The following is an 18,188-nucleotide window of genomic DNA, read 5'->3' as shown; positions in this document are numbered from 1 at the left end:
GGTCTTGCCGTGAAGGTCGTCGTCTGCGTGACCCAGGTGCTGGACGTGTCGCCGTACCTCGAGTTCACTGCGGACGGGACGAGCGTCGACCCGGCCTTCGCGACCGTCATGCTCAACGGGGCCGACGAGAACGCCATCGAGGCGGGCCTCGCCCTGTGCGACGAGGCCGGCGGGGGCGAGGTCGTGCTCGTCAGTGTCGGCGCGGACGAAGCCGACCAGGCGCTCCGCTCGGGGCTGACGATGGGGCCGCAGCGGGCGGTCCGGGTCTGGTCCGATGGTCTCGTCGTGTCAGACCCCGGATCCCTCGGTGCCGCGCTCGCGCACGCCATGCGGGTGGAAGAGCCCGACCTGGTGCTGGCGGGGGTACAGGTCTCCGACACCGGAGGCCAGTCGACCGGCCCGGCCCTTGCTGCCGCCTGGGGGGTGCCGTGTGTGCCGGTGGCCCGCGACCTGCATGTGGTCGGAGGCACCCTCACCGCCACACGGGAGTTCGAGGCGGGGGTGACCGAAATCGTGCAGGTCGACCTGCCTGCAGTGGTGACCGTGCAGGTCGGTGCCAACGAGCCGCGCTACGGAACATTCAAGGAGAAGATGCGTGCGAAGAAGGCGGAGATTCCCTTGCTGGAACCGGTGGATCTCCCCCCCGTACGCTCGGCCCTGACGACGATGGTGAGGTCCCCCGGCGACTCCGCGCGATCGGTCCGGATGATCGAGGGTGGTCCGGCCGACATCGCGGCCACCATCATCACGCTGATCCGAGAGGCACAGTGATGCCCCGCACGTTGGTCGTGGCGGAAGTCATCGACGGCCGGGTCTCGGCCGCCACCGCAGAGGCCGTCGCTGCGGCAGTCTCGCTGGGCGGCGAGGTCATCGTTGCGGTGGCCGGCCCGGACACGGCCGCCGAGGCGGCTCTGCTGTCCTACCAGGGTGTCGACTCGATCGTCACCGTCACGGTTCCGGGCAGTGACCGGGACCACGAACAGATGGCTCAGGTGGTCTGCGCGCTTGTCGCTGACGTCGCACCCGACCTCGTCCTCGCCGGCTTCACCATCCGCTCGACGGCCTGGGCGGCGGCGGCGGCTCACCAGGCTGACATGGGGTTCGCGTCGGACGTGGTGGCGATCGCCCGCGGGACCGACGGGGTGAGCGTGACCCGGTCGATCTACGACGGTCGGGTGCACGCCGGCTTCGCCTTCGCGGCTGGACGGCCAGTCCTGGCCCTGCTGAGGCCCTCCGTCTGGACGGCGGCCGAGCTGGGCGCCACCCCCGAGACCCGAGCGCTCGACGTGGTGCTGACCCAGTCGCGAGTGCGATCCGTGGAGTTCCGACCGCCCTCCGCCGACGTGGACCTCACGAGCTCGGACGTGGTCATCTCGGTGGGGCGCGGCGTGGGCTCGGAGGAGAACATCGCCGTGTTCGCCGACATCGCCCGGCGCCTGGGTGCGGCGCTCGGCGCCTCACGCCCGATCATCGACTCCGGCTGGCTCCCGTCCGCGCACCAGGTCGGGCAGACCGGCGTCACCGTGAAGCCCCGGGTGTACGTCGCCCTCGGCATCTCCGGCGCGCTGCACCACCTCGCCGGGATGCAGAACAGCAAGACCATCGTGGCCGTGAACATCGACCAGGACGCTCCGATCTTCGGTTTCGCCGACGTCGGTGCCGTCGCGGACATCCATCAGGTTGCCGAGCAGATGCAGGCGCTTCTCTAGCGCCACCAGTCGTTCGTTCCAACCGTCGAGAGGGAAATTGTGAGCAGCAAGGACGTGCCGGACGTTCTCATCGTGGGCGCGGGCGCGTCGGGCGGCGTCGCCGCCAAGCACCTTGCCGAGCAGGGATTCAGCGTCGTCGTCCTGGAACAGGGCGACTGGGTGAACCAGAGCGACCTGCCGGGACTGAGGCCGGAGTACGAGCTGCTCGGCGGCGGCCCCTGGCACCCCAACCCCAACGTGCGTCAGCGTCCCGAGGACTACCCCCTCAACCTGGACGACTCCTCGGCCGTCATCGGCATGTTCAACGGGGTGGGCGGCAGCACGGTGCTGTACGCCAGCTGCTGGTGCCGTGCCAAGCCGTCGGACTTCCGGGTGCGCACGCTGGACGGCGTGGCCGACGACTGGCCCGTGAGCTATGAAGAGCTGGAGCCGTACTACCGACAGGTCGAGTACGACCTCGGGGTCTCCGGTCAGGCCGGTAACCCGGCGTACCCCCCGGGGTATGCACCCCCGCTGCCGAGCCTGCCGATCAACATGGCGGGCAGGGTGATGGCCGAGGGGATGAACAAGCTCGGATGGCACTGGTGGCCCGGCTACAACTCGATCGCCTCCCAGGACCACCTGCACCAGAAGAAGTGCGAGCGCTACGGCGTCTGCATGTACGGCTGCCCCCAGGGTGCCAAGGGATCGGTCGACGTGGCGTTGTTCCCGGACGCGCTCGCGCGCGGTGCGCGCATCGAGACGGGTGCGCGGGTCGCGCGCATCACGCTGGACGAGAACGGTCTGGCCAACGGTGCGGTCTACTTCCAGGATGGCGAGGAGAAGTTCCAGGCCGCCAAGCTGGTCATGGTGGGGGCGAACGGCATCGGGACGCCGCGGCTGCTCCTCATGTCGGAGTCGGCGCGTTTTCCGACCGGCCTGGCCAACAGCTCCGGGCTCGTCGGCAAGCGCTTCATGACGCACCCGTTCGGGACCTCCGTCGGCCTCTACGAGAACGACCTCGAGGACTGGGTGGGACCGACCGGGGAGGCGATCGAGTCGATGCAGTTCTACGAGACGGATGCGTCGCGTGGGTTCGTCCGCGGCAGCAAGTGGCACATCATCCCCTCGGCGGGACGACCTCTCGGCATGATCAACCGCTTCACCCTCGGGGAGGGTGGCGTCGCCGAGGAACCCTTCTGGGGCCCTGCCTTCACCGACCGGATGAAGTCGTCGGTGGGGCACCTGATCGAGTGGATGATCATGCCCGAGGACCTGCCCGAGGAACACAACCGCATCACCCTGGACCCTTCCATGACTGATTCCGACGGCCTGCCAGCGGCGAAGGTCGCCTACACGACTGGCGACAACACCAAGCGGCTCGTTGACTGGAACCTGCAGCGCAGCCTGGAGGCCCACGAGGCAGCCGGCGCCTCGAAGGCGTGGATCACCAGTCGCAACAACCCGTCCTGGCACAACATGGGGACGGCGAAGATGGGTGACGACCCGGAGACGTCGGTGGTCGACAGGTGGGGTCGCAGCCACGACGTGCCGAACCTGTACGTCATCGACGGCAGCGTCTTCCCCACGGCGACGGGAGTGAACCCCACGGCGACGATCTGTGCGTTGGCGAAGCGGGCCGCAACGCACATCGTCGAGACGCGGCGTGAGCAGGAGGTGTCGACAGCATGAGTGCGGTGGAGGTGAGGCTGGAGCCGTTCGGCGGTGTGGTGTTGAGTGCTGCGCAGCGTGAGCGGTTGGCGCTGCTGGCGGACGTGGTGGTCGCTGGTGGTGCGGGGATGCCGTCGGCGAGTGGTGCCGAGGTGCACACGCAGTGGATCGACCGGGTGATCGCGGTGCGCGCTGACCTGGCCGAGGCGGTGTCGCGGGTGCTGGTGCTGGAGGGCGATCCCGATGAGGTCCTGGCGGGTGTGCGGGCGGGGGATCCGGAGCTGTTCTCGGGTTTCGCGTTCGCGGTGGCGGGGGCGTATCTCATCAATCCGCGGGTGCGGCGTGAGCTCGGGTATCCGGGGCCGGCGCCGATGAAGAGCCCTGCGTTGCCGGGTGAGGCCGAGGCCTATCTCGAGGACGGGATCCTGGACGTCGTGATCGCACGGGGACCCATCTACCGACCCACCCCGGGCATCTGACCGGACCCTCCCCGAGGGATGACGGGTGCGGGGCCCGCGGCCCGTTCCTCCCTCAGCCAGGCGCGCTCCAGGTGAGGAGCCGCGCGGGATTTTCCACCGTGAGGCGGCCGATCGCCGCATCGTCGAGCCCCTCCCGGCGCAGCCAGGGGATGAACCGCCACGGGATGTAGCTGTACCCCGGCCCGCCTCCCCATGACACCCACGAGCTGCGCCTGGCCAGGTCGCCGGACAGCAGCACGTGCTCCCCGAAACCGTCGTCCACCAGCCGCAGGATCGTTTCCACACGCTTGGAGTCGGGCTCGTACCAGTCCTTGGAGATGCAGTCGTAACCGAGGAAGAATCCGTCGCGTGCGAGCGCTCGGTGCTCCTCGTAGGACAGTCGTCGATCGAGGTGTCCGAGGCACACGCGGCGGGGGTCCGCGCCAGCAGCCAGCAGGATGTGGGCCTGCTCCGGCGCCATCGTGCCGGCCGTGGTGTGTGTCGTGATCGGCGCCCCGGTGATCCGCTGCGACTGGCCTGCGGCGGTGAGCACCCGGCGTTCGGCGGCCGTCACCTCGTCGCGGGAGCTGCCGGCCTTGATGATCCCGGCGCGGACGTCGGTGCCGTCGACGCCCATGGTCAGGTCACCGGTCATCTCGTCGACGAGCTGGTCGACGGTCAGCGCATCGACGTCCGTCACGCCGTGCCAGTGGTCAACGGAGACGTGGCCGGTCGCAGAGACGACATGCACGCCACTCCGCGCCGAGAGGTCCCGCAGGCTGGTCACGTCGCGCCCCAGCTCCCTGACGGTCAGCTCGACGAGGGCGCCGCCGCCCGCCTGTCGAAAGATGGCCAGCTCTGCGAGGGCGCGCTCGGCGTCATCGAGGACCAGGTCGTCCCCGTCCCTCGACCGGGGAGCGGTCACGAGGTGCTCGTGGCACAGCGTGAGTCCCAGCGAACCGGGTTCGACCTCACCCAGCACGGTGTGGACCGTTCCTTGACCACTCATGATAGTTATCATAACATTATGACAAGATGATGTTCGGTGCGGGAAGGGGTACCCATGCGTCGGCTGTACTTCGTGGGGGTCTCGACCGCGGGATCGAGCATCATGACGATCTTCCCCGCCTTCGCCGCTGCGCTCGGGCTGGACGCCGAGATCAGGGGCATCGACCTACCGGTCGACGCCCCTGCCGGTCGCGTCCGTGACGCCCTCGCCGCACTTCGAGCCGATCAGGACGTCGCTGGTGCACTGGTGACCACGCACAAGGCGGCCGTGTACGACCACGGGCGTGACCTGCTCGACGAGCTCGATGACTGGGCCCTGATGTGCCGCGAGGTGTCGTGCATCGCCTTCCGCCCGGACCGGGTGCTCGGCTGGGCTAAGGACCCCATCACCTCGCGGCAGGCGTACACCGCGCTGCTCGGGGCGGATCCGTGGCGCGACTCCTCCACCGACGTCGTGTGCCTGGGTGCCGGTGGTGCCGGCCTCGCACTCGCCACGGCGGTGCTCAGCGAGCGTCACCAGCCCCGCCGACTCGTGCTGACCGACAGCGATCCCAGTCGGCTCGACATCGCACGGGACGTCCTCGGCCGCCTGCCCGGCCGGGCGGTCGTGGACTACCAGCTCGCCGGCGCCGACGTCGACCGACTTGTCACTGAGGCGGCGCCCGGATCGCTGGTCGTGAACGCGACCGGACTGGGAAAGGACCGACCGGGTTCGCCGCTGGACGACGCCTGCGCGTTCCCGGACCGTGGCGTCATCTGGGACATGAACTACCGGGGCGACCTGCAGTTCCTCGACCAGGCGCGACGCCAGGAGGACGCCCGTGGTCTGACCGTGGCGGACGGCTGGCGCTACTTCCTGCATGGCTGGACCGAGGTCATCGCCGAAGTCTTCGAGATCCCCATCGACGCGAGAACCTTCGCCACCCTCGCCGATCTCGCGGCCGGGCTCACCGGCCGGTCCGAGATCGCCGAGACCGGAGCCCCTCGTGGATAGGCGACGAGCAGGGAGAAGCTCAGGCCAGAGTAGGCGGGAGCCGGGCCGGGCCGCGCTTGCTGCGCACGACGTCCATCTCGATCTTCAGGCGGTCCGCCCGGTGCCAGGCCCGGAAGAACTCGGCGACCGTGCCCTGCGCTGTCTGGCCGACGGACTCGATGTAGAGCAGCGGCTCCCCGGGCCGCACGTCCAGCAGCTTGGCCATCATGCTGGAGGCGGCGGTCGCCTCGATGGACCGGTGGCCGCTTTCGATCCGCAGGCCGAAGGAGTCCTCAAGGATCTGGTAGAGCGAGGCGCTCGTGAGGTCGACGGACCGCAGGTGCTCGAGGAGAGCCGGGTCGTCGTTGTTCAGGTACGACTTGGTGAACGCCACGACCTCGTGGTCCACCGCCCGGAGGCGGACGATCTCAGTGCAGTGCGTCGCCGTGGTGTTGCCCGTGCGTTCGCGGACGAGGTCGGGAACCTCGATGCGGTCGACCGAGAGAACGGTGCTCGTGACCGAGTGCCCATGGCCGGTCATGTCCTCGAAGAAGCCGACGGTGCTCTCCATGAACTGCTCGGAGAGCTTCGGCCTCGCCACGAAGGTCCCCTTGCCTCGCATGCGCTGCAGAATGCCCTCCGACACGAGCTCGCCCACGGCTTGGCGTACGACCGTCCGGGACACGCCGTACCGCGCGCACATCTCGGCCTCGGACGGCATCAGATGCCCGGGCTTCAGGTCGTTGTGCGCGATCTCCGCCAAGAGGAGCTGCTTGAGCTGCTCGTAGTACGGAAGGCGTGCCTCACGCTCGATGCCCGTGTCCATCACGCACAGGAACGTATCACTCAGGGTGGTCAGGTGATGACAGGATGATCAGCTGTCGCAAGGCCAGCCGGACATGCTGCCCTGCCACTACACCCCACTCCCGAAAGGTCCCCTGATGACCGACAACAAAGCGATCCGCGTCGTTGCCGCGGGCGTCGATGCGTCCCTCATGGCCCAGCTCGCGCAGGACGCCGGGGGCGGCCGCGTCGAGGCGGCCGCGCTCGGAGACATGCAGGGTGCCCGCCTGGTGAAGAAGGGTCAGGCCGACTTCTACCTCGGTACCTGCTGGTCGGGAGGAGGTGGCGCGCTCGCTGCTGCGACCGCGATCCTCGGCGCCAAGCAGGTCGGCATCGTGGGCACTCCCGGAATGGTCGTGACCGAGGAGCGGGTCCGCACGATGGTCGGTGAGGGGCGCATCGCGTTCGGCTTCGCCTACGAGCAGACGGCGACGGCCATCCCGCTCATCATCAAGGCGATCCTGGCCCACCGTGACGCGCAAGCAGGGTGAAGCAGTGAGCGAAGAGACAGGCGCCGACCCAGCCGTGCTGGCGCGGGTCGCCGAGGAGTTCGCCGATCGGCTGGACATGCTGCAGGACTCCGACCAGGTGACGATGCTGGCGCGCCGGCTGACCGAGCTGTCGCTGGCCGACCTCGCCACCGCGCTGGGCCTCACGTTCACCGAGGACGACTCAGCGCAGTTCGTGACCCACCTGGCGATCGCGCTCACGCGGATCAACCGGGGAGAGGTGCCGATCGAGCCGTCGCTCGTGGCCGAGGAGGAGATCGCCGAGCGCACACGCGAACGGGAGGCGGTGACCCGGGTGATGGGCGACTGTGGCCGTCTCCTCGACCGCGACGTGCCCGAGTCCGAGATCTCCTACATGGTCGTGCACCTGTGCGGCATCGTCGACGTGCAGTCACCCAGCGCATGATCGGGCGCGCCGTGGTGCTCGTCCTGGACGGATTCGGGGTCGGAGCAGCACCGGACTGCACGCCGAGCGAAGCGGACATGCACACGCTCCGGCACGTGGCCGGGGAGCGCGTCCTGAACCTCCCGGAGCTGGCATCGCTGGGCCTTGGCCGGCTCGCGCCCGGCGCGGTGCCCCCGCATGGTGCTCCCCTAGCGGCGTACGGTCGGCTGGCGCCCGTGCACCCGGGAGCTGACACCTACCTGGGTCACCAGGAGCTCATGGGCGGCGGGCTCGCCATGGTGGAGCTCAAGCTCATGGACGAACTGGGTGAGGTTCTCACCGAGGCTCTGGTGGCGGCCGGTCACCGGGTCGAGCCGCTGGTGGCGGGTGAGTCGATGCTTCTCGTCGACGGGACCATAGTCGTCCACGACAACATCGAGGCGCGGGCCCGCCTCAACGTCAACGTCACCGCCTCCCTGGACGATGTGGGCTTCGACAGGCTCACCGAGGTCGGGTCCGTCGTCCGGCGAGCCATCAACGTGTCCCGCGTCATCGTGGTGGGCAGTCGCGGCTTTGACGTGGACGACATCAGGGCGCACGTCGTCGACCGGGGGGACGGGCACATCGGCGTGGACACTCCGGGCCTCGGTGTGTACACGCCGGACTACCGGGTCCGACACCTCGGCCTCGACTTCCCGATCGAGCGGCAGCTGCCGACGCGGATGCATCAGGCGGGCGGCAGGGTCGTCCTACTGGGCAAGGCCGCCGACGTCGTTCGGTGCGAGGGCGCCGCGCTGGAGAACCTCGTGGCCACGGCCGAGGTCCTGGACGCGGCAGTGCGCCACCTCGACTCGATGGAGCGGGGCCTCATCGTGGCGAACGTGCAGGAGACCGATCTGGCCGGTCACGAGCAGGACCGGGAGCGGTACGCACGGGTGCTCGAGCTCGTCGACTCGCACCTGGCTCGCTTCCTGGAGCGGATCGGCCCCGAGGATGCCCTCTTCGTCACCGCCGACCACGGGAACGACCCCACGTCGGGGAGCAGCAGGCATACCCGGGAGCTCGTCCCGATCCTGGCGTACAGCCCGTCCTTCGTCCCCGTTGACCTCGGCGTCCGGTCCACCCTGGCCGACGTCGGTGCGACCGTCGCGGACCTCCACGGTCTCGGGGCTCTCGACTCCGGTACGTCGTTCGCGAAGGAGATCCTGTGTTCATCGACGTGACCCGCCGGCGCAATCCCCGGCTCATCGACGTCGCCGTCGAGCTCCACCAGTCCGGTCGCCTGCCGTCGAACTGCTACGTCATCGACCTCGACACCGTGTCCCACAATGCGGGAGTCGTCGCCGCTGCGGCGGCCTCACATGGCCTCACGGCCTATCAGATGACCAAGCAGTTCGGCCGCAACGCCGTGGTGGCGCGAGCCGTGGCCGTCGCGGGCATCGAGCGGGTCGTCGCCGTCGACTTCGAGGAGGCCCGTCTGCTCCGTGCGGAGGGTCTGCGGATGGGCAATGTGGGACACCTCGTCCAGGTGCCCCAGCACGAGATCGCCAGGGCGGTCGACATGGAGTCCGACTTCATCACCGTCTTCGGGTTCGACCAGGCCGAGCGGATCAGCCGGGCCATGGCGGGCCGTGAGCGACACCAGGACGTGTTGCTCAGGGTGGTCGGTCCGGGCGACACCTTCTACCCCGCCCAGCGCGGGGGAGTTCCGCTCGACGAGTGCGTGGGAGTCGCCCGCCAGATCGATGCGCTGCCCGGCGTCCGGTTGCGCGGGGTGACCAGCTTTCCCGTGGTGCTGTGGGACGAGGCGCTCGGCGCGTTCGGCGCGACGAACAACCTCAGCACTCTGCGCTCAGCCTCCGAGGCCATCAACGACGCCGGGGTCGACGCCCCGGCGCGCAACACGCCGAGCGCGTGCTGCTCGGCGACCTTCGGCCTCAAGGCGGGGGCCGGTTCCACGCACGTCGAGCCGGGCAGCTGCCTCACCGGCCAGACGCCGTTGCACGCAGTGAGCGACGAGCCGGAGCTGCCCGCGATGGTCTACGTCTCCGAGATCTCCCACACCACCACGGACGCCGCTTACAGCGTCGCCGGCGGGCTCTACCCGCGATCGAGAGCCCGGACAGCGCTCGTGTACGACGCGGCGGGTGCCGAGCCGCGCGTGGTCCGGGTCGAGCTCGACCCGGCCGAGGCCATCGACTACTACGGAACGCTGCGCCTCGACGATCCGAGGTCCCTCCGAATCGGCAGCACGGTCGTCTACGCGTTCCGCGCCCAGGCCTTCGTGAGCAAGTGCTTCGTCGCGGTGGTCAGCGGGGTCGGGGCCGAGCCCACCGTCGAGGGCATCTTCACCAGCACAGGATTCCGCCTGGGGGAGGACCTGCTCCCCATCGGCGGTCAACACGGAAGGACCGCACAGTGAGCGTCTCTGGAAACGCCGTGATCGCCGACCCCCATGGTCTGCACGCCCGGCCCGCGTCCGAGTTCGTCACCGCAGCTCGTGGTTTCGACGCCGAGCTCAGCCTCGCCACCGAGACCAAGCACGCAAACTGCAAGAGCCTCCTGTCCGTGCTGACGCTGGGTGTCACCCAGGGCACGACGGTCACGATCACCGCCACGGGTCCCGACGAGGAGGCGGCCCTGGCGGCGCTCACGTCGTTGCTCGCCTCGCACGGCGAGGACACGACGACGCCGTGACCCTCCGTGGGATCGGAGCCTCAGGAGGCATGGTCCGTGCTCGGCGGGACCGACGCGGCCGAGCCGCCGGTGGCGTCGTACGGGCCTAGCGACCGGCCTCGACGTCGTACAGGAGCGGCTCACCGGCCAGTCCTCGACAGAGCTCCTCGACGGCGATCACTCCGGCCCGTTCAACGCCCTCGACGGTGGACGCGCCGCTGTGCGGCGTGAGAATGACGTTGGGCAGCCCCAGCAGCGGGCTGTCGCGCAGGGGTTCCTCCTCGAAGCTGTCCAGCGCGGCGGCGTGCAGAGGGCCGTGCGTCAGCGCGGCAGCGAGTGCGACCTCGTCGATGATTCCCCCACGGGCCGTGTTGACCAGGATGCTCGAGGGGCGCATCCGGGACAGCACCGCGGCGTCGAACAGGTGCCGCGTCGAGGTGGTGAGCGGGGCGTGGATCGACACCACGTCGGAACGTGCGATGAGCTCGTCGAAGCCGACCAGGGGTAGGTCGCCACCGGCGGCCAGGGGGTCGTGCCCGATGACGTCCATACCGAGCGCCGACGCCCGATCTGCCACCTGCCGGCCGATCCGCCCGGTGCCCACCAGGCCCAGGGTCCGGCCAGCGAGCTCGAGCCCCGTGGGACGGCTCCAGGACCCGCCCCGGACCGCCCTGTCCATCTGCGGGATCCCGCGCGCGGAGGCGAGCATCAGGCCGATGGTGAGCTCGGCAACGGACGTGGTTGTCGCGCCGAGTGTTCGCGACACTCTGATGCCCTGCTGGCGGGCGGCCGGCAGGTCGACGTTGTCGACGCCGATGCCGAAGCGGACCACCACCCGGAGGGCGCTCCCGAGGAGGACCTCGGCGGAGGCGTCGTCGACGCCCAGGATCACACCCTCGCATCCGGCGAGGAGCTCCCGGAGCTCTGGGGCCCGCAGCGGACGCTCCTGCGTCGGGTATCGCACCTCGAAGCCGGTCGACTCCAGGAGCTCGCGATGACGGCCGGGTGACTGGCGGAAGCCGCGAGGGGTGACCGCGACCAGCGTCACGGGGCGAGGTATCGGGGATTGGGGACGACCGACGGACCACCGTCGCGGTCCACCACGACAACGGGGAAGCCCCGCTCCGCGATGGTGGCGTAGTCGTAGCCGGCGTCACCGATGTAGACGGCGTAGAACACGAGCGGCTCGCTCCCGGTGTTCACCGACCGGTGGGCCCAGTGTCCCGGCACGTAGTTGACGACGCCGGGACGCATCTCCTTGGTGACGGTGGTGCCGTTCTCGAGCGCCATCACCAGGAGCCCCTCGCCCGACAGGGTCAGGTAGATCTCCGAGCGGTCCCGGTTGGCGTGGAAGTGTCCCTTGGTCATGTAGTACTCGTCCCCCACCTTCCCCGGGAGCACGATCGTCGTGGACGAGAGCAGGTGGTCGCGCTCGGCCGGAACCCGGATCTCGTGGACGGAGTACACCTCGGAGTCCGTGTCAGCGTTCTGCAGGAAGTAGCCAGCGAGGGAGGAGAGGCGACGCACCAGAACGACGGGGTCGGGGCTCAGCAGCCCCGATTCGAAGTCGATGTGGACGGAGAATGGCTCGAGCAGGTGGGGGGTCAAGTGATCACTCCGGAGTGGTCTCAGGCGGATGCGGCGGCGGCCCGGAACTCCGGGTCGGCCAAGGTCGCGCGGAGGACACGCAGGACGGTGTCCGGGCCCCCGCGCATGGGATTGACGCGAACGGCGTACTGCTCGAGGCCGGGGGACGCCTTGAGGAACGTGCTGGTGAGGTAGGTGAACAGGGGGAGGAACTCGAACTGCGCCTCCTCGCCCACCGACTGGCTCGGCGAGCCGTTGCGCCACGCCGAACGGAGGAAGTGTTCAGCGACGGGTCGGTCGAAGAGAAGGACCATGCAGCGGATCCCCGGCTGGGCGGCAAAGGCCTCGGCGACGTAGGCGTAGTCGTCGGTCCCGAGGCCCACGTTGACTGCCGCGGTAGCGGCGAGGACGGTCCGGTTCTGCACCGCGAGAGCGACCGGGGCGAAGACCAGTGCGCGAAGCGCAGCCATCGCTTGGGGGCCCTGGATCTGACAGCCGGCCGACGACAGGTCGCGCCGGATCCGGCCCACCGACTCGCTGTCGGCGAGCACGGCGCCGATCGGGTGCGGTGAGAGCAGCTTGAACAGCGACAGGGCTGAGGCGTCCGCCCCGAGCTGTACGCCGATACGCGGCGAGCGCATCACCGCGTAGTTGTCGTCCACGAGGAGCCGCGTCTCGGCGCCGCGCACCGAGCGGACCAGACTGATGGTCTCCTCCAGGTCATGGCGGTCGCCCAGCTGTTGGGGGACGTGCTGGAAGAAGACCGCGTCGGGCGGGTTGTCACGGAGGCTTCGTTCGAGGGCGGAGGGATCGTCGAGGTTGACATGGTCGACGTCGAGACCCATGTGCCGCATGGCGGGGAGGGTCGTCTTGTAGGGATGGGCGTGGTGCAGCAGGATGCGCGAACCCGGCGTGACCAGGCCGTTGAGCATGGCGCGGATCGAGCCGGTGCCGGCGCCGTGCACCAGTACGGCGTCCTCCACCTCGAAGAAGCGAGCCAGGACCTCCTCCACCCGTGCCGTGGCACGCGGCCGCCCACCGCCCCCGAAGCCGACGGTCGCCAGCTCGCGCACCTGGCCGTAGTCCTCGACGAACACCTCGTCGGACCCCATCACCTGCTGTGCGACATCGACCAGACCGTGCTGGAGGGTGATGGCGTCCTCGAGGGAGACGTGTTCACGGACGACTGTTGCGGCGAGCTGGTCCCGGAAGCCGTCGAGCATCCGGGACGGGTCGCTCCCCTCAGATCTCATCGATGACCTCGTCGATCGCACGGCAGGTGGCCTCGACCATGGCCTCACCGTCCTGCTGGGTCGTCACCAGCGCCGGGAAGAGGGTGACGACGTCGCCGGTGGCGCGCAGCATGAACTGCTGCTCCATGGCCCGGGCCATGATCCGTCTGCCCACTGAGAGCTGGGAGGCGAAGCGATCCTTGGTCGCGAGGTCCTGCACCAGCTCGATGCCGATGAGGAAACCCTTGCCGCGGATGTCTCCCACGTGGGGGTGGCCGTCGTAACGACGCCGGAACTCATCGATCATCCAGTCGCCGACGGAGGCGGTCGACTCGAGCAGGTGCTCCTTCTCGATTGCGTCAAGCACGGCCAGGCCGGCGGCACAGGCGGTCGGGTGCGCCGCGTAGGTGTGGCCCGAGACCTTGGCCTGGGTGGTGGCTCCGTCGCCGAATATCGTCTCCATCACGCGGGACGTCGCGATCGCGGCGCCGAGGGGGATGTATCCGCCCGTGATGCCCTTGGACACGGTCACGATGTCGGGGGTGACGTCGTAGTGCTCGAATCCGAACCATCGACCGGTACGTCCGAAGCCGATGAACACCTCGTCATCGATCCACAAGATGTCGTAGCGGTCGCAGATCTCACGGAGCCGCCGCATGTAGCTCGCAGGCGGCACCAGCACCAGTGCGGCGGGGATCGACTCGGCAAGGATCGCGGCGATGGTCTCGGGCCCTTCGGCGATGATCGTCGCCTCCATGGCGTCCGCGACCGACACTCCGTACTCGTCCTCGGTCATGCCCGCCGGTCGCCGGTAGGGGTAGCAGGCGTCAAGCTCGACAAAGCCGGGCGCCAGGGGAGCGAACCAAGTGCGGAACTCCTTGTTGTCGCTCGCGCTGGCGCCCACCAGCGAGGTGCCGTGGTAGCCGGTCTTCCGGTAGAGGAACTTCGTGCGTTCGGGGTTGCCGCGCGCGCGGTGGTAGCTCTTGGCCAGCTGGGTGGCGCTCTCGACCGCCTCGGAGCCGGACGACACGAAGAAGCTTGTCTGCAGTCCGGCCTCGGTGAGCCCGGCGATGCGCCTGGCGAGCTCGACGGACGGTTCGTTGATGAACGTGCGCAGCGAGACCCAGTGCAGCTTGGTCATCTGCGCGTGGACCGCGTCCGCCACGTCGACCCGGGCGTGCCCGAGCGTCGCGGCGGCCGAGCCCCCGGCCAGGGCGTCGAGGAACACGGTGCCGTCGGCATCGGTGACCCGGACGCCACTCGCCGAGACCGCGATCGGCCCGCGCTCGGCACGGGTGGTGTCGACGCTGACTCCGTGGCGCCACACGTACTGGATCGAGTCGTGGACGATCCGGGCGTAATCGGGGGATTGGTTAATTTTGTTGTCCACAGGGTCTTGATCTCCAGTGACTTGTCGTAACATCATTACCACCTTAGGGGCGCTTCGCTGCTTCTGACAACCAGCCCCGACTCCGGGTCTGGCCCACCGCCCCACCGAGACGAGGTCCCGTGAGCGTCACTGCCGCCAGGGTCGCGCCGGCCCCCGGCCACCTCATGAGGCGCGAGATGGCCGAGCAGCCCCAGCGCGTGGCCGCTGCCTTCGCCGGAGTCGTCGCAAAGGCCGATGGCCTCGGCCACCTCGTCGGCGCGGCCCGACACATCCTGCTGCTCGGACGCGGCTCGTCGCGCTCGGCGTCGACCTACGCCGTCGAGGCATTCCGGTCGCTCGCCGCGACTCCTGCCGCAACGATCTCGCCGGCCCACCTGGCCTGGTCCATCTCGACGGACCTGCACGGAGCGCTTGTCGTGGCCGTCTCGCAGTCGGGCGAGAGCACGGAGATCCTGGCTGCTGCACGCGCCGCTCGCAGTCGCGGCGCCGACCTCGTCGTCGTGACCAACTCACCCGACTCGGCCCTGGCCCAGCTGGTGGTGGACGAACACCGGGTGCTCTTCCGGGCCGGCCAGGAGCTCGCCGTGCCTGCGACCAAGAGTTTCACCACCTCGCTCGCGTGCCTGCTCGGCATCGCGGCGTCCACCCGGCCGGAGCTGCTGGCGAAGGCCGCGACCGCCGTACCGGAACTGATGGCCCGGGTCCTGGACGACGAGAGCACCCGGATCGACGTCTCGGAGGCCACCGACTTCGTCTGCGCCGGTGAGGGGTTCGCCCAGGCGGTGGGCGAGGAGGGTGCGATCAAGCTCCGGGAGACGCTGAGCCTGCCCGTCGCGTCGTTCGAGACGAGCGAGTTCCTCCACGGCAGCATCAACTCGGTCCGCCGAGGGACCGCGGTCCTGCTCTCGTCCTCGGACCCTGTGGGAGAACACCTGTCCGACCAGGCCGCAGTGGGCGCCGCACATCGTGGCGCCCGGACCGTCACGGTGAGCAGTGCTCATCGCTCGAGGGCGGACCACCACGTCCGCATCCCCGCGGTGCCACCCCACTGGGCACCGTTCCTCGGTGTTCTGCCCCTGCAGCGCGCAGCCCACGACGCCGCACTGGTGCGAGGCCTCGACCCGGACACCCCCGCCGGGCTGACCAAGGTGACACGCATCGATGAGGCTGGCGGCTGATGCGACGCCCGCACCACGACCCCCCGACCGCCATCCCCCTGGGAGACTGCTCATGACCGAGCCCCACCTGCTCGTCGACATGCAAGACATCACCGTCAGCTTCGGCGTGGTCAAGGCCTTGAAAGGCGTGAGCTTCGACCTGAGACCCGGCGAGGTGCACGCCCTGCTCGGGCAGAACGGAGCCGGCAAGTCGACCCTGATCAAGGTCCTGTCGGGCGTGAACGAGCGCGACGGTGGAAGCGTGCTCATCCACGGTCGGCAGACGAACTTCCGCTCGGCACAGGACTCTCGTGACAGCGGCATCGCCATGGTCTACCAGGACCTCAGCCTCGTCCCGTCGATGAGCGTGGCAGCCAACTTGTTCCTGGGCCGTGAGCCCCACGGGCCGCTCAGCTTCGTACGCTCGAAGCCTCTGGTCGAGGCGGCCCAGGCGTACCTCGACGAGCAGGGCTTTCCGATCCGGGCCTCGGCGGGCGTGGCCTCGCTGCCGTTCGCCTACCGCCAGCTGACCGAGATCGCCAAGGCGCTGATGGGTGACATCAAGATCCTGGTGCTGGACGAGCCGACCTCGGCGCTGTCGGCCGGCGAGGAGGAGATCCTCTTCAACACCGTCCAGGAGGTGACGAGTCGTGGTGTCGGCGTCATCTACGTGACGCACCGCCTCCAGGAGGTGTTCCGCATCAGTGACCGAGTGACCGTGCTGCGCGACGGGCTGAACGTCGGGACCCACAACACCGCAGACATCACCATGGAGAAGCTGGTGAGCGAGATCGTCGGCCCCGGCCACGAGCGCATGGCGCAGGCGACCTTGAGCATCGACGAGGGCGACCGTCGCATGGTGATCAGCGACGAGTTCGCTGCAGCAGCGACCCGCCGCACGCCCGTGATCGAGCTGAAGGGCGTACAGAACGGGCGGCTCAGAGGTGTCGACCTGCAGGTGCGGCCCGGGGAGATCCTCGGCCTGGCGGGCATGATCGGAAGCGGCCGCACCGAGATCCTCGAGACCATGTTCGGGCTACGTCAAGCGGACCAGGGCGAGGTGCTGTATCTGGGCAAGCCGGTGACGTGGCGAAGCCCGCGCGACGCGATCACGGCGGGCGTCGCCCTCGTGCCCGAGGACCGGCACCTCGAGGGGCTCGTACTGGGCGACACGATCGCCGCCAACACCGCGCTTCCCCAGCTCCCACACCTCACCCGGGCAGGCATGTTCAACAAGGGTGAGGCCACCCGGCGGGCCAAGGGGGCGGTCGGCGACCTCAACGTCAAGGCTCCCGGGATCAACACCCGGCTGAAGAACCTGTCCGGGGGAAACCAGCAGAAGGTCGTCTTCGGCAAGTGGCTCGTGCCGGAGCCGAAGCTGCTCCTGCTGGACGAGCCGACCGTCGGCGTCGACGTCGGCGCTCGCGACGAGATCTACGGGATCATCCGGCGTTTCGCCCAGAAGGGCTGCGCCGTCGTGGTCGTCTCGTCCGATCTCGTCGAGCTCGAGCTCCTCTGCGACACCGTGACCGTCGTCCACGACGGCCGCGCCACTACCAGCGTCCACATTTCCGAAGTCGAAGGCGAAGAGCGCCTTCACCACCTCGTACAGGAGTCCGCCAGATGAGCACAGTTGCGTTAGACACCTCGGCCAGCACGCCAGTGAGCAAGCGCCACGCTGTCAGGGAACTCCTGGGAGGCGACAAGCCCTACGGGATCTTCATCGCGCTCATTGCGCTGGTAATCTTCTTCAGCCTGAAGTCCGACGTGTTCTTGTCGAGCGCGAACTTTGCGAACATCGGCCGCCAGACGACGCTCGTCACGATCATGGCCGTGGGCATGACCTTCGTCATCATCTCGGCCGAGATCGACCTGTCCGTCGCCTCGATCCTGAAGCTCTCCGGTGTGTCCGCGGCGCTCTTCATGTCGGAGTTCGCGAACAACTGGGTGCTCGGCGCCCTGGTCGGCCTGACCGTCGGAGCCCTCCTCGGCCTCGCCAACGGCCTCCTGGTCACCAAGCTCGGCATCCCGAGCTTCCTGGTGACCCTGGGGATGCTGGGCATCGCCAAGGGGCTCGCGTTCGTCGTCACCGACACAGCACCCGTGCTCGTCGACAACACCACCTTCTGGGCAGTGTTCTACGAGGGGTCGATCGCCGGCATCCCGGTGCCCATCCTGTGGTCGATCATGGCCCTCGTCCTGGGCGGTCTCCTGTTGCACTTCTCGACGTTCGGCCGCAAGGTCTACGCCACCGGCGGCAACTCGACAGCAGCCAGCTACAGCGGCATCAACACGGCGCGGATCAAGATCTGCTGCTTCGTGCTTACCGGTGTGCTCGCGGCGATGGCCTCGCTGATCTTCGCGGCCCAGGGGCACGCCTCGCGGCCCGACTTCGCGGACGGGCTCGAGCTCGACGTGATCGCGGCCGTCATCCTCGGCGGCACCAGCCTCTTCGGCGGTCGCGGAACCATCGTCGGGACTCTGATCGGCTCCCTCATCATCGGCGTCCTCAACAACGGGCTGGTGCTCATCGGGGTCAGCTCATCGTGGCAGATCGCAGTGAAGGGCCTCATCATCATCCTCGCTGTCGCCCTGTCCAAGCGGAAGTGAC

General features: G+C 68.9%; 19 protein-coding genes. 13 read left to right on the top strand and 6 right to left on the bottom strand.

All coding sequences use genetic code 11. From position 1 onward, the window contains the following. Positions 1 to 9 precede the first annotated feature (9 nt). The 4 genes from EUA94_RS16890 to EUA94_RS16875 are packed head-to-tail and all read left to right on the top strand — an operon-like array spanning position 10 to position 3,838. Positions 10 to 771 carry an electron transfer flavoprotein subunit beta/FixA family protein gene (locus EUA94_RS16890; protein WP_129428064.1) on the top strand — a complete coding sequence of 254 codons (762 nt, stop codon included), beginning with the start codon at positions 10 to 12 and terminating at the stop codon, positions 769 to 771. Next, positions 771 to 1,709 carry an electron transfer flavoprotein subunit alpha/FixB family protein gene (locus tag EUA94_RS22775; protein WP_129428063.1) on the top strand — a complete coding sequence of 313 codons (939 nt, stop codon included), beginning with the start codon at positions 771 to 773 and terminating at the stop codon, positions 1,707 to 1,709. The genes EUA94_RS16890 and EUA94_RS22775 overlap by 1 nt, the downstream gene beginning before the upstream one ends. A gap of 39 nt (positions 1,710 to 1,748) precedes the next feature. Beyond that, positions 1,749 to 3,380: a GMC family oxidoreductase gene (locus EUA94_RS16880; protein ID WP_207210593.1), complete on the top strand. Its 1,632-nt coding sequence runs from the start codon at positions 1,749 to 1,751 to the stop codon at positions 3,378 to 3,380. After that, positions 3,377 to 3,838 (top strand): hypothetical protein, encoded by a 462-nt coding sequence (locus tag EUA94_RS16875; RefSeq protein ID WP_129428062.1) that lies wholly within the window; start codon positions 3,377 to 3,379, stop codon positions 3,836 to 3,838. Before EUA94_RS16880 ends, EUA94_RS16875 begins: the two co-directional genes overlap by 4 nt. A 52-nt stretch (positions 3,839 to 3,890) precedes the next feature. Here EUA94_RS16875 and EUA94_RS16870 read toward each other — a convergent pair whose 3' ends face one another. Beyond that, positions 3,891 to 4,826 (bottom strand): phosphotriesterase family protein, encoded by a 936-nt coding sequence (locus EUA94_RS16870; RefSeq protein ID WP_165356948.1) that lies wholly within the window; start codon positions 4,824 to 4,826, stop codon positions 3,891 to 3,893. A 54-nt stretch (positions 4,827 to 4,880) separates the two neighbouring features. Between EUA94_RS16870 and EUA94_RS16865 the strand changes: the two genes are divergently transcribed. After that, positions 4,881 to 5,819 (top strand): shikimate dehydrogenase family protein, encoded by a 939-nt coding sequence (locus EUA94_RS16865; RefSeq protein ID WP_207210592.1) that lies wholly within the window; start codon positions 4,881 to 4,883, stop codon positions 5,817 to 5,819. A 19-nt stretch (positions 5,820 to 5,838) separates the two neighbouring features. Here EUA94_RS16865 and EUA94_RS16860 read toward each other — a convergent pair whose 3' ends face one another. Continuing rightward, complete coding sequence (locus EUA94_RS16860) at positions 5,839 to 6,624, bottom strand: GntR family transcriptional regulator (RefSeq protein WP_242494938.1); 786 nt, start codon at positions 6,622 to 6,624, stop codon at positions 5,839 to 5,841. A 115-nt stretch (positions 6,625 to 6,739) separates the two neighbouring features. On the opposite strand from EUA94_RS16860, the gene EUA94_RS16855 reads away from it, so the two are divergent. The 5 genes from EUA94_RS16855 to EUA94_RS16835 are packed head-to-tail and all read left to right on the top strand — an operon-like array spanning position 6,740 to position 10,232. Next, complete coding sequence (locus EUA94_RS16855; RefSeq protein WP_165356947.1) at positions 6,740 to 7,132, top strand: DUF2620 family protein; 393 nt, start codon at positions 6,740 to 6,742, stop codon at positions 7,130 to 7,132. 4 nt (positions 7,133 to 7,136) lie between these two features. After that, the gene (locus EUA94_RS16850) at positions 7,137 to 7,556 is read left to right on the top strand and encodes a PRD domain-containing protein (protein WP_129428058.1); all 420 of its coding nucleotides are present in this window, start codon (positions 7,137 to 7,139) and stop codon (positions 7,554 to 7,556) included. Next, positions 7,553 to 8,758 carry a phosphopentomutase gene (locus tag EUA94_RS16845; protein WP_129428057.1) on the top strand — a complete coding sequence of 402 codons (1,206 nt, stop codon included), beginning with the start codon at positions 7,553 to 7,555 and terminating at the stop codon, positions 8,756 to 8,758. The genes EUA94_RS16850 and EUA94_RS16845 overlap by 4 nt, the downstream gene beginning before the upstream one ends. Continuing rightward, positions 8,743 to 9,957, top strand: coding sequence for an alanine racemase (locus tag EUA94_RS16840; RefSeq protein ID WP_129428056.1), 1,215 nt, complete (start codon positions 8,743 to 8,745; stop codon positions 9,955 to 9,957). Before EUA94_RS16845 ends, EUA94_RS16840 begins: the two co-directional genes overlap by 16 nt. Beyond that, positions 9,954 to 10,232, top strand: coding sequence for an HPr family phosphocarrier protein (locus EUA94_RS16835; protein WP_129428055.1), 279 nt, complete (start codon positions 9,954 to 9,956; stop codon positions 10,230 to 10,232). Before EUA94_RS16840 ends, EUA94_RS16835 begins: the two co-directional genes overlap by 4 nt. A gap of 85 nt (positions 10,233 to 10,317) precedes the next feature. Here EUA94_RS16835 and EUA94_RS16830 read toward each other — a convergent pair whose 3' ends face one another. The 4 genes from EUA94_RS16830 to EUA94_RS16815 are packed head-to-tail and all read right to left on the bottom strand — an operon-like array spanning position 10,318 to position 14,420. Further along, positions 10,318 to 11,259, bottom strand: a complete 942-nt coding sequence (locus EUA94_RS16830; protein ID WP_165356946.1) for a phosphoglycerate dehydrogenase — start codon at positions 11,257 to 11,259, stop codon at positions 10,318 to 10,320. Further along, on the bottom strand, positions 11,256 to 11,819 hold the full coding sequence (locus tag EUA94_RS16825; RefSeq protein WP_165356945.1) for a glucose-6-phosphate isomerase family protein: 564 nt from the start codon (positions 11,817 to 11,819) through the stop codon (positions 11,256 to 11,258). The genes EUA94_RS16830 and EUA94_RS16825 overlap by 4 nt, the downstream gene beginning before the upstream one ends. A 20-nt stretch (positions 11,820 to 11,839) precedes the next feature. Continuing rightward, complete coding sequence (locus tag EUA94_RS16820) at positions 11,840 to 13,051, bottom strand: aminotransferase class V-fold PLP-dependent enzyme (RefSeq protein WP_129428052.1); 1,212 nt, start codon at positions 13,049 to 13,051, stop codon at positions 11,840 to 11,842. Further along, positions 13,041 to 14,420: an aminotransferase family protein gene (locus EUA94_RS16815; RefSeq protein ID WP_165356944.1), complete on the bottom strand. Its 1,380-nt coding sequence runs from the start codon at positions 14,418 to 14,420 to the stop codon at positions 13,041 to 13,043. The genes EUA94_RS16820 and EUA94_RS16815 overlap by 11 nt, the downstream gene beginning before the upstream one ends. A gap of 119 nt (positions 14,421 to 14,539) precedes the next feature. Between EUA94_RS16815 and EUA94_RS16810 the strand changes: the two genes are divergently transcribed. From EUA94_RS16810 to EUA94_RS16800, 3 genes are read left to right on the top strand one after another with little or no spacing between them, the layout of a single operon-like run. After that, positions 14,540 to 15,598, top strand: coding sequence for an SIS domain-containing protein (locus tag EUA94_RS16810; protein WP_129428050.1), 1,059 nt, complete (start codon positions 14,540 to 14,542; stop codon positions 15,596 to 15,598). A gap of 52 nt (positions 15,599 to 15,650) precedes the next feature. Beyond that, on the top strand, positions 15,651 to 17,204 hold the full coding sequence (locus EUA94_RS16805; protein ID WP_129428049.1) for a sugar ABC transporter ATP-binding protein: 1,554 nt from the start codon (positions 15,651 to 15,653) through the stop codon (positions 17,202 to 17,204). After that, positions 17,201 to 18,187: an ABC transporter permease gene (locus EUA94_RS16800; RefSeq protein ID WP_129428048.1), complete on the top strand. Its 987-nt coding sequence runs from the start codon at positions 17,201 to 17,203 to the stop codon at positions 18,185 to 18,187. Before EUA94_RS16805 ends, EUA94_RS16800 begins: the two co-directional genes overlap by 4 nt. Position 18,188: the final 1 nt, after the last annotated feature.

The organism is Nocardioides zhouii (genome assembly GCF_004137345.1).
GTDB classification, from domain to species: domain Bacteria; phylum Actinomycetota; class Actinomycetes; order Propionibacteriales; family Nocardioidaceae; genus Nocardioides; species Nocardioides zhouii.
Note: the sequence above shows the minus strand (reverse complement) of the source record. Positions and strands in the feature narration are given on the sequence as shown.

Bases quoted from the DNA above. Each gene is read 5' to 3' on its own strand.
- EUA94_RS22775 (WP_129428063.1), top strand. From the start codon at position 771: ATGCCCCGCACGTTGGTCGTGGCGGAAGTCATCGACGGCCGGGTCTCG.
- EUA94_RS16875 (WP_129428062.1), top strand. From the start codon at position 3,377: ATGAGTGCGGTGGAGGTGAGGCTGGAGCCGTTCGGCGGTGTGGTGTTG.
- EUA94_RS16870 (WP_165356948.1), bottom strand. From the start codon at position 4,826: ATGAGTGGTCAAGGAACGGTCCACACCGTGCTGGGTGAGGTCGAACCC.
- EUA94_RS16865 (WP_207210592.1), top strand. From the start codon at position 4,881: ATGCGTCGGCTGTACTTCGTGGGGGTCTCGACCGCGGGATCGAGCATC.
- EUA94_RS16860 (WP_242494938.1), bottom strand. From the start codon at position 6,624: ATGGACACGGGCATCGAGCGTGAGGCACGCCTTCCGTACTACGAGCAG.
- EUA94_RS16855 (WP_165356947.1), top strand. From the start codon at position 6,740: ATGACCGACAACAAAGCGATCCGCGTCGTTGCCGCGGGCGTCGATGCG.
- EUA94_RS16845 (WP_129428057.1), top strand. From the start codon at position 7,553: ATGATCGGGCGCGCCGTGGTGCTCGTCCTGGACGGATTCGGGGTCGGA.
- EUA94_RS16820 (WP_129428052.1), bottom strand. From the start codon at position 13,051: ATGAGATCTGAGGGGAGCGACCCGTCCCGGATGCTCGACGGCTTCCGG.
- EUA94_RS16805 (WP_129428049.1), top strand. From the start codon at position 15,651: ATGACCGAGCCCCACCTGCTCGTCGACATGCAAGACATCACCGTCAGC.
- EUA94_RS16800 (WP_129428048.1), top strand. From the start codon at position 17,201: ATGAGCACAGTTGCGTTAGACACCTCGGCCAGCACGCCAGTGAGCAAG.